Annotated in this window: 12 protein-coding genes; 3 read left to right on the forward strand and 9 right to left on the reverse strand. The window is 76.6% G+C overall.

The window, feature by feature from the left end:
- The coding region (locus tag ACFUEL_RS24105) for a heavy metal translocating P-type ATPase (protein ID WP_380238827.1) at positions 1-1,441 on the reverse strand (1,441 nt) is incomplete at its 3' end.
- Positions 1,442-1,519: 78 nt separating this feature from the next.
- Here ACFUEL_RS24105 and ACFUEL_RS24110 point away from each other — a divergent pair.
- On the forward strand, positions 1,520-1,924 hold the full coding sequence (locus tag ACFUEL_RS24110) for an ArsR/SmtB family transcription factor (RefSeq protein WP_380238837.1): 405 nt from the start codon (positions 1,520-1,522) through the stop codon (positions 1,922-1,924).
- Between the two features lie 31 nt (positions 1,925-1,955).
- Entirely contained in the window at positions 1,956-3,074 is a 1,119-nt protein-coding gene (locus tag ACFUEL_RS24115; RefSeq protein WP_380238828.1) for a hypothetical protein, read from the forward strand.
- Here ACFUEL_RS24115 and ACFUEL_RS24120 read toward each other — a convergent pair.
- The 3 genes from ACFUEL_RS24120 to ACFUEL_RS24130 all read right to left on the reverse strand — a co-directional run bounded on the left by ACFUEL_RS24120 (position 3,061) and on the right by ACFUEL_RS24130 (position 5,797).
- Positions 3,061-3,630 (reverse strand): dihydrofolate reductase family protein, encoded by a 570-nt coding sequence (locus ACFUEL_RS24120; protein WP_380238829.1) that lies wholly within the window; start codon positions 3,628-3,630, stop codon positions 3,061-3,063. The genes ACFUEL_RS24115 and ACFUEL_RS24120 overlap by 14 nt on opposite strands.
- A 79-nt stretch (positions 3,631-3,709) precedes the next feature.
- Positions 3,710-4,879, reverse strand: a complete 1,170-nt coding sequence (locus ACFUEL_RS24125) for a PP2C family protein-serine/threonine phosphatase (protein ID WP_380238830.1) — start codon at positions 4,877-4,879, stop codon at positions 3,710-3,712.
- 45 nt (positions 4,880-4,924) lie between these two features.
- The gene (locus ACFUEL_RS24130; protein ID WP_380238831.1) at positions 4,925-5,797 is read right to left on the reverse strand and encodes a phosphatase PAP2 family protein; all 873 of its coding nucleotides are present in this window, start codon (positions 5,795-5,797) and stop codon (positions 4,925-4,927) included.
- Positions 5,798-5,935: 138 nt separating this feature from the next.
- Between ACFUEL_RS24130 and ACFUEL_RS24135 the strand changes: the two genes are divergently transcribed.
- A complete protein-coding gene (locus ACFUEL_RS24135; RefSeq protein ID WP_380238832.1) occupies positions 5,936-6,550 on the forward strand; it encodes a TetR/AcrR family transcriptional regulator in 615 nt (204 codons plus the stop codon).
- A 58-nt stretch (positions 6,551-6,608) separates the two neighbouring features.
- On the opposite strand, the gene ACFUEL_RS24140 is transcribed toward ACFUEL_RS24135, so the two are convergent.
- From ACFUEL_RS24140 to ACFUEL_RS24160, 5 genes are all read right to left on the reverse strand, one after another.
- Positions 6,609-7,994, reverse strand: a complete 1,386-nt coding sequence (locus tag ACFUEL_RS24140; protein WP_380238833.1) for a glycosyltransferase — start codon at positions 7,992-7,994, stop codon at positions 6,609-6,611.
- Positions 7,984-8,133, reverse strand: a complete 150-nt coding sequence (locus ACFUEL_RS24145; RefSeq protein ID WP_380238834.1) for a hypothetical protein — start codon at positions 8,131-8,133, stop codon at positions 7,984-7,986. The genes ACFUEL_RS24140 and ACFUEL_RS24145 overlap by 11 nt, the downstream gene beginning before the upstream one ends.
- A 108-nt stretch (positions 8,134-8,241) precedes the next feature.
- Positions 8,242-9,030 (reverse strand): PP2C family protein-serine/threonine phosphatase, encoded by a 789-nt coding sequence (locus ACFUEL_RS24150; protein WP_380238835.1) that lies wholly within the window; start codon positions 9,028-9,030, stop codon positions 8,242-8,244.
- 90 nt (positions 9,031-9,120) lie between these two features.
- Entirely contained in the window at positions 9,121-9,741 is a 621-nt protein-coding gene (locus ACFUEL_RS24155; protein WP_380238836.1) for a condensation domain-containing protein, read from the reverse strand.
- Between the two features lie 130 nt (positions 9,742-9,871).
- On the reverse strand, positions 9,872-11,314 hold the full coding sequence (locus ACFUEL_RS24160) for a SulP family inorganic anion transporter (RefSeq protein ID WP_380238838.1): 1,443 nt from the start codon (positions 11,312-11,314) through the stop codon (positions 9,872-9,874).
- Positions 11,315-11,845: the final 531 nt, after the last annotated feature.

Raw genomic sequence — 11,845 nt, forward strand, 5'->3', positions numbered from 1 at the left:
CCGCGACCAGGACGGCGGTGCGGCCGGCCTCCTCCAGCTCGGCGGCCACCGCGGCGGCCCGGCCGGCCCGCGGGTCGGCGGGGTCGAGCAGCCGGGCGGGCGCGCCGACCGCGACGGTGCGCCCGGCGACGGTGGCGCTGACGCCGACGCCCGGGGCGGAGGTGAAGTCCGCGGCCGGGGCGAGGGCGAGGCCGCGGGTGCGGGCCGCGTCGACGACCGCCCGGGCCAGCGGGTGCTCGCTGGGGTGCTCGGCGGCGGCGGCCAGCGCGAGCAGCTCGTCCCCACCGGGCCCGTCCCCGCCCGTCCCGGAGCCGCCCGTCCCGGAGCCGCCCGTCCCGGAGCCGCCCGTCCCGGTTCCGGCCAGCGGGCGGACGTCGGTGACCCGCGGGGTGCCCTCGGTGAGGGTGCCGGTCTTGTCCAGCGCCACGGCGTCCACCTCCCCCAGGCGCTCCATCACCACCGCGGACTTCACCAGCACTCCGTGCCGTCCGGAGTTGGCGATCGCGGACAGCAGCGGGGGCATGGTCGCCAGGACGACGGCGCACGGCGAGGCGACGATCATGAACGTCATCGCGCGCAGCAGCGAGTCGGTGAACGCCGCGCCGACCAGCAGCGGAACGGCGAAGACCGCGAGCGTCGCGGCCACCATGCCGATCGAGTACCGCTGTTCGACCTTCTCGATGAACAGCTGGGTGGGCGCCTTGGTCTCCGACGCCTCCTCGACCAGTTGCACGATCCGGGCGATCACCGAGTCCGCGGCGTCCCGTTCGACCCGCACCCGCAGTGCGCCGGTGCCGTTCAGCGTCCCGGCGAACACCTCGTCGCCCGCCTGCCTGGCCACCGGCAGCGGCTCGCCGGTGATCGACGCCTGGTCGACGTCACTGGCGCCGTCCAGCACCCGGCCGTCCGCACCGATCCGCTCGCCCGGCCGCACCAGCACCGTGTCGCCGACCGACAGTTCGCCGGTCGGGACGGCCTGCTCCGTCCCGTCGTCCAGCAGCCGGGTCGCCGTGGCGGGGGCGAGGTCGAGCAGGCCGCGCACCGAGTCCGCGGTCCGCGCGGTGGCGATCGCCTCCAGCGCGCCGGAGGTCGCGAAGATGACGATCAGCAGCGCGCCGTCCATCACCTGTCCGACCGCCGCCGCGCCCAGCGCCGCCACGATCATCAGCAGGTCGACGTCGAGCGTCCGCTCCCGCAGCGCCCGCAGCCCCGCCCAGCCGGGCTCCCACCCGCCGCAGGCGTAGGCGAGCGCGTACAGCGGGCCCCACGCCCACACCGGGGCGCCGGCCCACTCCAGCGGCAGTGCCAGGAGGAACAGCGCCAGCGCGGCCGCGGCCCACCGGGCCTCCGGCAGCGCGAGGATCCGGGTGCGCCGCCGGGGCGCGGCGGCGGCCGGTGCGGACGCCCGGACGGGGCGCTCGACCAGGGTGGAGGAGGACATGGCAGACGGGACCCTTCACGCAGGCCGGGGCGGTACGAGGACTCCCCCGACGATACAGGAACACATGAACAGCTCTTCATCCGTCGCCCGGAGGACGGCCGCACGGCTCCCGGCGCCGCCACCGAGAACGCCGTCCCGCGCATCCGCCTGGACGCCGACAACGCCGCCCGGGTGGCCACCACCCTCCAGGCCCTCGCCGCGCCCTCCCGGCTGCCGATCCTCGACCGGCCGCGCGAAGGCCCGTGCGCCGCGACCGGGTTGGCCGACGCCGTCGGCATGGAGCAGTCCGCCTGCTCCCACCAGCTCCGCCTCCTGCGCGATCTGGGCCTCGTCACCGGCACCCGCCGGGGCCGCTCCGTCGTCTACGCCCTCCACGACGACCACGTCGCCCGACTCCTCGACCAGGCCGTCCACCACGCCGAACACCTCCGCCTCGGCCTCACCGGCGGCGGCGAAGACGGGGCCGGTGGGAATACCGGGTGAGCACGGGCCCGCGAACTGACAGCATGCCCGGATGGACGAAATCATCCGGGCCGCAAGCACGTTGCTGGGCGAGACCCTCCGGGATCCGGTCGACCTCGGGGGCAGTCCGCGCAGCACCGTGCTGCGCTGCCGGACGGCCGCCGGCGGCAGCGTGGTCGTCAAGGCGTTCGCCGCCGGGCCCGAGGCGCGGCGCGCGTACACCGGCGAGGCGGCCGGGCTCTCGCTCGGCCTGGCCGGGCCGGAACTGCTGGCCGCGGACCACGAGCGGCGGCTGCTGGTGATGGCGGACCTGGGGGACGCGCCCACCCTGGCGGACCTGCTGCTGGGCGCCGACCCGAAGGCCGCCGAGCGCGGCCTGCTGGAGTGGGCCCGCGGCCTGGGCCGGCTGGCGGCCGGTTCGGTGCCGCGGCGCGCCGAGTTCGCGGCCCTCTGGGAGCGGCACGGCCGGGGCCTGCCGAGCTGGGAGGACGAGCCGTGGCAGCTGAGCAACGCCGACGCCTTCCTCGAGCTGCTCGCCGAGTGCGGCCTGTCCGCCCCGCCCGGCCTGGCCGAGGAGCTCGCCGCGGTCGGCACCGCCGGCGGCGAGCGGTACCCGGGCTTCACCCCGGGCGACACCTGCCCCGACAACAACCTGATCACCGCGGCGGGCCTGCGGCTGATCGACTTCGAGGCGGCCGGCTACCAGTCGGTCTTCCTGACCGCCGCCTACTGCCGGATGCCGTTCTCCAGCTGCTGGTGCGTCTACCGGCTGCCGGACGGCCTGGCCCGGCGGATCGAGGACGCCTACCGCTCCGAGGTGGTGCGGCAGTACCCGGACCTCGCCGAGGACGCGCTCTGGGAGGACGGGATGGACCGGGCGGTGGTGGTCTGGACGGTCGACGGCACCCTGCACCTGCTGCGCCGCGCCCTGTCCGAGGACGGGCCGATGCACCGCACCCGCCGGCCGGTGCCCACCCGCCGCCAGGTGCTGCGGCACCGCTGGACGGGCGCGCTCCGGCTGACGGGCCGTCCGGCCTTCACCGCGACGCTGCGGCTGCTGCTCTCCGAACTCGCCGCGGAGTGGGACGTGCCCGAGCTGCCCGGCTACCCGGCGTTCCGCCCGGACGCGGCCGGCGCCGCGGCGGCGCCGGGCCCGCTCACCGCTCCCTGAGCACCCGGTAGCGGAGGTGGAGGACCTGCGAGGCGAGGGTGCGGCACTCGAGGAGCTCGAGGTCCGTCCGGCGCCCGTCCTGGGGGAAGAGCGGGGTGCCGCCGCCGAGCAGGACGGGGTTCGTCCTGAGCCGGTACTCGTCGACCAGGTCCAGGGCGGCCGCCTGGGCGACGAGGTCCGGGCCGCCGATCGCGATGTCGCCCTCCCCCGGCTCGGCCCGCAGCCGCTCGACCTCCTCGGCCAGGGTGCCGGTGGCGAGGCGGGCGTTGCCCCGCACCGAGGTGAGCGTCCGGGAGAAGACCACCTTGGGCAGCGCCCGCCAGAGGTCGGCGAACTCCCGGGTGGAGTAGCCGAGCGACGGGTCCTCCTCGGCGTCCTCCCAGTACAGCATCGCCTCGTACAGGCGCCTGCCGAGCAGGTGGACGCCGGTCCCCCGGACCTCCTCGGTGGCGAGGCGGAACACCTCCTCGTCGGGTGCCCCCCAGTCGAGGCCGCCGTCCGGGTCGGTGGCGTAGCCGTCGAGCGAGACGGTCATCGAACAGGTCACGCTGCGCATCGGGAACCCTCCTCAGTATTGGGTCCGACGCTACGCCCGCCGGTGCCCCGGCGGTGTCACCTCCGCCGGACGGCGGGGTTCAGGCGTCCCCGGCGGCGTCCGCCCCGGGTTCCGGGGACGGTGCGGCGGGCTCCCGGCGCAGGGCGAGCAGGGCGGTGTCGTCGCTGGTGCCGCCCGCGAAGTCGTGGGCGTCCTGCTGCAGCCGGTCCACCAGGGCCTGCGGGGGCAGGCCGGTGCAGGCGGCCAGCCGGGCCGGGAGGGGGTAGAAGGCGCCGTCGCGGTCGCGGGCCTCGCTGATCCCGTCGGTGTGCAGCAGCAGGGTGTCGCCGGGGTGCAGCGGGGTGGCGGGAGCCGGGGCGGGGTCGTCCGCGGGGGTGCGCAGGCCCAGCGGGAGGCCGGAGGGGGCGGGGAGTTCGGAGACCTCGGTGCCGCGCAGCAGCAGGACGGGAGGGTGGCCGCAGGAGAGGCCGCGCACGGTGCCGTCGGGGGCGGCCTCCAGGAGGAACGCGGTGACGAAGGACTCCGGGTCGGTGAGGTGGCGGCGCAGGCTGGCGTCGAGCCGGTCGGCGAGGGCGTCCAGGCCGGGCGCGTCGAGGACGGCCTCGTGGAAGGCACCGAGCACGACGGCGGCGGTGGCCACCGCGTCCAGGCCCTTGCCGCGGACGTCGCCGATCAGCGCGCGCAGCCCGGCGGGGGTGTCGGCGACGGCGTAGAGGTCGCCGCCGATGCGGGCGTAGCGGGCGGCGGCGCGGTAGTTGGCGGCGGCCCGGAACCCGCCCACGGTGGCGGGGACGGGGCGCAGCACGGCGCGCTGGGCGGTCTCGGCGACGGTGGCGACGCTGACCAGTCGGGCCGCGGCGCGCTCGCGGCGGCGGACCACGAAGCAGCCGAATCCGGCGATGCCGAGGATCACCAGGGTGGTGCCGACCGCGGCCTCGGTGCGTCCGGGGTCGGAGAGCGCGAACAGCCAGCGGGTGCCGACCGCGACCAGTGCGGATCCGATGATCACCGGTGGTCCGAAGGCGAGCGCGAGGACGGCGGGGATCGCGACCAGGACGGAGGGCAGCTGCCAGCCCTCGGTGCCGTAGTACAGGCCCACGACGAGGCCGTAGAGCAGGACGGCGGCGGCCAGTGCGACCGCGCGGGTGACCGGGGCGCCGTCGGGTTCGCTGCCCGCCGGGTCGCCGCCCGCCGGGTCGCCGTCCTCGGGATGGCTGTCGATGTGCGCGCTCCTGGCTGGTGGTGGCAACGGCGGAGGGCCCGTCCCGGCGGCGGGACGGGCCCTCCTGAGAGTTCACCAGAGTGCGGCGGCGGCCGGGGGTTGCGACACAGCGCCGTCCGGCGGGCGGCTCAGCCGGCGGCGGGCGCCCCGGCCGGGGCCGGTCCGACCGGTGTGGCCGGTGCCGGTGCGACCGGGGCCGGTGCGGCCGGTGCGACCGGGGCCGGTGCGGCCGGGGCCGGGGACGACGGCGAAGGCGAGCAGGAACATCAGGGTGGCGGCGATCGAGTCCAGCCAGTAGTGGTTGGCCGTTCCGACGATCACGGTCAGGGTGACCAGCGGGTGCAGCGCCCACAGCCAGCGCCAGCGCGAGCGGGTGGCCGCGATCAGGCCGATGGCGACCATCAGGGCCCAGCCGAAGTGCAGCGAGGGCATCGCGGCGTACTGGTTGGAGAGGTGGTCGGTGGTCGGCGGGCCGTAGACCGAGGGGCCGTAGAGCAGGGCGGTGTCCTGGAGTCCGCTGGCGGTGAGCATCCGCGGCGGGGCCAGCGGGAAGACGAAGGGCAGCACCAGCGCGGCCGAGGTGACGGTGGCCAGCACCCGGCGGGCCCACAGGTAGTGGACGGGTCTGCGCAGGTAGAGCCAGACCAGGAAGAGCGCGGTCGCGGGGAAGTGGACGCTCGCGTAGTAGGCGTTCGCCGCCTGGACGACCGTGTGGTCGTGCAGCAGGAGGGACTGCACGGCGCCCTCGCCCGGGAGGTGGACGGCGCGTTCCAGGCCCCAGACCCGGTCCGCGTTGTGGAAGGCGGCCTCGGTGTGGCCGATGGCCAGTCGGCGGCCGAACTTGTAGACCAGGAACAGGCCGACGACGATCAGGAGTTCCCGTACCAGGCCGGGCCTGGGTATGCCGGTGGCCGGTGTCGTGGCGGGTTCCGTCCGGGCGGGCAACCCTTCCCCCCTTACTGGCGGACCGTGCTCGTGGACCGCCCTCGAGTGCCGATACGCTGGCGTATCGATACGGGCGCGTATCGATACGTTTCGGTAGTGTACATACGCCTGCCACCGCACCGACACCATGGGGAAGGCATGACGCGACAGCCCGCCCAGGACGCGGAACCGACCGCCGTCCCGGCCCGTTCGAAGATCAGTTCCGAGCGGGAGCGGGAGTTCTTCGCCGCCGTGCTCGACGAGGTCCGCAGCCACGGCTACGAGGCCGTCACCATGGAGGGCGTGGCCGCCCGCACCCGGTGCGGCAAGTCCACCCTCTACCGGCGCTGGGGCACCAAGGCCCGGTTCGTCGCGGCCGCCCTGCGCGCCGACCGGCAGCCGCGCTGCGCGGGCATCGACACCGGTTCGCTGGCCGGCGACCTGCGCCTGGCGGCCGCGGCCGCCGGGGCCTGGTCGGACCAGGACACCGGCCTGCTGCAGGCGCTCGGCTACGCGGTGATGACCGACAGCGACCTGCGGGACGCGGTGCGCGAGACGGTGGTGGCCCCCGAGGTCGCGGCGCTGGAGGCGGTGCTGCGGCGCGGGGTGGAGCGCGGCGAGGTCCCGGCCGACCACCCGGCCCTCCCGTTCGTCCCGAGCATGATCTTCGGCGTGACCCGGATCCGCCCGCTGGTCGACGGGCAGCCCGCCGACGCGGCCTACCTGGCCCGGTACGTGGAGTCCGCCGTCCTGCCCGCGCTCGGCCTGGCCTGACCCTGCGCCGGGCCCGGCCCGCCGCAACGGCCCTGCCGGGACGGTCAGGCCCGGACGGTCAGGCCCCGGGGGCCGGGGCGACGACCTCCGGGCCGTTGCGGCGGGTGCCCCAGCCGGTGCGCAGGCAGGTCGCGGTGGCGTACCAGCGCACCGGGCGCAGCACCGTCCAGGACCAGGCGAGCGCGAGCGGGGTCAACGCCCAGGTGCCGAGCTGCGAGCGGAACGACTGGTCGGAGCGGCGCACGGTGAGGTAGCGCAGGGTCTGGCCGCAGACGAGCAGCACCGGCACGGCCAGCAGGACCGGCGGCAGCGGCGCCCCGGCGTGCAGCGAGCGGGTCAGCAGCAGGACGGCCGCGGCGCTCGCGGCCAGGTGCTGGTACCAGCGCAGGACCTGGGCCAGGAGGGCCGGGTGGCGCGGCGGCAGGTAGCGCACCCGCCACAGCGAGCGGATGGTGGAGCCGCGCATCCAGCGGGCGTACTGGCGCAGGTGGTGGCCGACCCGCTCCGGCATGACGGAGAAGACGATCGCCGAGGGCTGCTGGACGACCCGGCCGCGGCGCAGCGCGTAGAAGGTGAGCATCGAGTCGTCGGAGAAGGTGACCGGCCGGCCGGCGAAGGTCTCCGCGAGGTAGGCGTCCCGGTGGTCGGCCAGCAGGTCGGCGCGGTAGGCGGCGAGCGAGCCGGAGCACACCATCACCGCGCCCAGCGGGGACAGCGCGGAGCGGTCCACCAGCTGGTTGGTGACGTACCACAGGTCGGTGATCCGGCTGATCAGCCCGCGCCGGTTGTTGTGCGCCACCACCACCCCGGCGACGGCCTGCACCCGCGGGTCGACGAGCGGCTGGAGGAGTTCGTGCAGGGCCCGCGGGTCGAGGTGGGCGTCGGAGTCGACGGTCACCAGGACGTCCGCGCCGGGGCAGTGCCGGGCCGCGGCGACCTGGGCGCGGCGCTTGCCCCGGTTGGGCTGCCGCTCCCAGGTGGCGCGCACCCCGGCCGCGGCGGCGGCGCGCAGCCAGGGCCCGCGCACCTCGCGGTAGTCGACCGTGGAGCCGTCGTCGACGACGTGGACGGAGCTCGGACGGCGGTGCTGGTCCAGCAGCGAGGCCAGCGCCGAGCGCAGGTAGCCGGGGTCCTCGTCGAACACCGGCACCAGCACCGCCACCTCCAGCCGGTCCAGTGCGCGCTGCTGCTCCGGGGTGGCGGCGGCCGGCCGCTCGGCCAGGTACAGCGCGGTCTGCAGCAGCAGTGCGGCGGCCATCGGCGCCCACAGCCACTGCGTCCACCAGCCCTGGGCGCCCAGCGCGGCGCTCCAGGCCCGCAGCCCGTACCCGGCCAGCACCGTCGCGGCCGTCAGCAGGCCCGCCGCGGCGGCGAGCAGCAGCGCGGGCCGGCGCCGACGGGCCGTCAGGACCTCCGGGGCGGCCGGCCGCCGCTCAGCGCCCACGGCGGAACCCGGTCCGCACGCACAGCACTCCGACGGCGATCAGCGCCGCCGCGGCCACGGCCACCCACCACCCGGCCAGGGTGAGCCCGCCGAGCACCAGGACGCCCGCTCCGGTCCGCGCCAACTGGTTCTGGTACATCGCACGCCTCTCGGGAAAGGGGAAACGACCTCCTTTCACCGTCTCCGGACACGGGCGCTGACGCCCCGTCAGTAGGCGGAACGGGTGACGCGGCGGCGCTCGGCCGGGTCAGTCCTCGACGCGGACCAGGGCGAGGGTGATGTTGTCCGGGCCGCCGGCCCGGATCGCGGCGCGCCACAGGTCGACCAGGGCGCGCTGGTCGTCGCCCTGCGGGTCGCCGTCGGCCTCGGCCGCCGCCTCGGTGAGCAGGGCGGCGAGGTCCTCCGGGGCGACCGGGTCGGTGAGGCCGTCGGTGCACAGCAGGTAGCGGGCGCCGGGCTCGACGGGCAGCCGGACGAGGTGGGGCCGGAGGTCCTCGGGGGCGGCGGGGCCGCCGAGGGTGCTGGTGACCAGGTGGCTGGTGCGCCGGCCGGGGGCGGGCGGCGGGCTGTCGTCGGTGCTGAGCAGGCGCAGCGCGAGGCCCTCGCCCCGGTCGGGGGTGATCTCGTGGACCTGGCTGTCGCCGACGTTGAACACCAGGACGTGGTCGGTGCCGAACACCGCCCCGGCCACCGTGGTGGCCATCCCGGCCAGCGCCGGGTCGGCCTCCCCGGCCGCGTGCAGGACGGCGTGGCAGGCCCGCAGCTCGTCGGTGACGTCCTGTTCGGTGCGCAGCCGCGGCCCGGCCGCGGCCAGGTGGCGGGCCGTCAGCGCGGAGGCGACGTCGCCGGCGGGGTGGCCGCCGAGGCCGTCGGCGACGGCCACCACCACCGGGGTGCCGCCGAGCGGGAACACCATGGACTGCGGGCTGTCGGTGGAGGTGGCGCACAGCGTCCACGGGCCCAGGACGAGACTGTCCTCGTTGTGGTCCCTGACCACTCCGTCGTGACTGAGCGCACTGACGACGACGTACGGCACTCCACGGCCCCTTCACCGACCCCGGAAGACTCCTGACGGCAGGATTCTCCCCCTCGCCCCGGACCGCCCCGCGGCGGGGGCACCGGCGGCCTACTCCCCGTCGGTCCGCTCCCCGGCGGTCCGCCCTCCGTCGGTCCGCTGCCGGGGCGCGGGATCGGTGTGCCGGGGCGGGAGTTCCGGGAGCCGGGCGGCCCTCCCGGCCAGGGCCGCCGTGACGCCCTCCAGCAGTTCGGCCCGCAGGACGGCGGCGGAGTGCTCGTCGCAGACCAGCCGGTGGGCCACCAGGTGGAGCCGCCCCCGGGCCGGGGAGCGCAGCAGCAGCGCCCGCCAGAGCGGGCCCGCGGCGAGGTCGAACGGGCGGCGCGAGGCGTCCGCCGCCAACCGCCCGGCCAGGCCCGGCCGGTCCCGCTCCGGGATCATCGCCAGCTCCACCACCCGCAACCGCAGCGGCAGTCGACGGTGCACCCACTGCACGGGCGAGCCGCCGTCCCCAGCCGGGGCCACCGTGGTGCGCAGCGGCCCGTGCCGGGCGGCGAGCGCGCCCAGCACCGACCGGACCACCCGCTCGTCCGCCGCCCCCGGCAGCCGGACGTCCACCGCCAGGTGGTGCGCGGAACTGCCGGGCGACGCCCCCGGGTCCGCCCAGAACCGCCGCTGCGCCGCGGACAGCGGGACGGTCTCGACGGGCTCTGGGGCTTCTCGTTCCCGCATGACGAAACCTTTCCCCTGGAACGGGAGAGCAACCGCAACGGGGGCTCGGGAGAGCGCCGCCAGGGGCTCGGGCCGTCGGCAGCACGGACCCGCCGTTACCCGAGCCCCTGTTCTCACCTCCGTGGTTCGTTCAGGTGGTGACGGTGAGCGGGGGTTCCCAGGTGACGGCGGTCTCGGGGTGGGCGGTGTGGCGGTTGGCCCAGGTGAGCAGGGCGGTGCGGCAGGCGTGGTCGAGGTGGCGCAGGCCGGTCCAGTCGAGTTCGACGGGGCGGCCGGTGGGGAGGGATTCGAGGGCGTCCAGCAGGCGGGGCAGGCGCAGGAAGGTCGCGTTGCCGCTGAGGCTGATCCGCAGGGGGCCGCCGGGGCCGGTGTCGGTGAGGTCGATGTGCAGGTGGGAAGTCTGCCAGGCGCTCTTGGCGACGGCGAGGGCGACGCCGATCAGGACGCCCTCGAAGAGGGTGGTGAGGACGATGGCGGTGGTGGTGACGGCCATGACGACGAGTTCGCCGCGGTGCCCGCGCCACAGCGCGGCGATCTGGGGCAGCGGGACGAGTTTGGCCCCGGCGTGGACGAGGACGCCGCCGAGCACGGCGAGCGGGATCAGGCCGAGCGCGGCGGGGACCAGCGCGGCGAACAGCAGCAGCCACAGGCCGTGCAGGACGCGGGAGGTCCTGGTGCGGGCCCCGGCCTGGACGTTGGCGGCGCTGCGGACGATGACGGCGGTCATCGGGAGGGCGCCGAGCAGGCCGCACAGGGTGTTGCCGATGCCCTGGGCGGTGAGTTCGCGGTCGTAGTCGGTGCGCGGCCCGTGGTGCATCCGGTCGACGGCGGCGGCGCTGAACAGGCTCTCCGCGGAGGCGATCAGGGCGAAGGCGAGGACGGTGCCCAGGCCCGCGGCGCCGGTGACCGCGGCGAGGGCGTCGCGGGTGGGCGGGGAGAGCGAGTCCAGCAGCCCGTCCACCTCGACCCGGGGCACGTCCAGGTCGAACAGGGCGGTGGCCGCGGCGGCGAGGGCGACGGCGGCCAGCGGGGCGGGCACGGCCCGGACGGGGGCGGGGAGCTTCTTCCACACCGCCAGCAGCAGGACCGTCGCGGCGGCCATCAGCAGGGCGGTGGTCGCGGCCCGGCCGGTGAACCAGTCGCCGACCAGGCCGGGCAGGTGGGCGATCTTCCCGCCGCCGCTGCCGGGCGCGCTCCGCCCGGAGACGGCGTACAGCTGGCCGAGGATCAGAATCAGGCCGATGCCCGCCAGCATGCCGTGCACGACGGACAGCGAGATCGCCCGGAACCAGCGGCCGGTGCGCAGCAGGCCCATGGCGATCTGGAGCAGGCCGGCGGCGAGCACCAGCACGCCGAGCGCGGCGGGGCCGAAGCGCTGGACGGCGTCGAACACGAGGACGGTCAGGCCGGCCGCCGGGCCGCTGACCTGGAGGCTGCTGCCGGGCAGCAGGCCCACCACCAGCCCGCCGACGATGCCGGTGACCAGCCCGCGTTCGGCGGACACGCCGGAGGCGACGGCGACGCCGACGCACAGCGGGACGGCGACCAGGAAGACCACCAGCGAGGCGGGCACGTCCTGGCGCCAGTGGGCGAGCGCGCCGCGTAAGGCGCTGGTGCGGCCGGTGGTGGAGCGGTCGGCGGCGGTACGGGCGGCGGTACGGGCGGCGGTGGCGTGGACGGGCTCGGGGCCGGGTTCGGGGTTGAGGTTCACAGCGCTCGGGCCTTCCGGTGCGGGAGGGCGGGGGCGTGGTGGTGCACGGGCGTTCGCATCGGGTCTCCTTCCGCCCGCCCGGCGTCGGCCGGAGCGGGGGCTGCTGTCTTCGGGCGGCGGAGCGGACTGACGGGACGTCGGGCGCCGGGGCCTGAGCCTGGGCCTGGGCCGGACCACGGGGGTTCCGGGCCGCGGCGGGTTCCGGGCGCGCCGGAGCGCGGCCGGTCGCCGTCAGTGCGCGGGCCGGCTCAGCAGCGGAAGACCTGGAGGCGCGCGAGCGCGGCCGGTCTGGACCCTCCGGGCGCGGGGCCCGCGGGCGCGGGGGCGGGCGGGGTGCCGGGGGCCGTCTCGTCCTCGGGACGGTCCTGGGGACGGGCGGGCGGGCCGCCGTTC

Source organism: Kitasatospora sp. NPDC057198 (assembly GCF_042670125.1).
Lineage (GTDB): Bacteria > Actinomycetota > Actinomycetes > Streptomycetales > Streptomycetaceae > Kitasatospora.

Coding starts and splice junctions, on each gene's coding strand:
- ACFUEL_RS24115 (WP_380238828.1), top strand. CDS start 1,956: ATGGACGAAATCATCCGGGCCGCAAGCACGTTGCTGGGCGAGACCCTC.
- ACFUEL_RS24120 (WP_380238829.1), bottom strand. CDS start 3,630: ATGCGCAGCGTGACCTGTTCGATGACCGTCTCGCTCGACGGCTACGCC.
- ACFUEL_RS24135 (WP_380238832.1), top strand. CDS start 5,936: ATGACGCGACAGCCCGCCCAGGACGCGGAACCGACCGCCGTCCCGGCC.
- ACFUEL_RS24145 (WP_380238834.1), bottom strand. CDS start 8,133: ATGTACCAGAACCAGTTGGCGCGGACCGGAGCGGGCGTCCTGGTGCTC.
- ACFUEL_RS24155 (WP_380238836.1), bottom strand. CDS start 9,741: ATGCGGGAACGAGAAGCCCCAGAGCCCGTCGAGACCGTCCCGCTGTCC.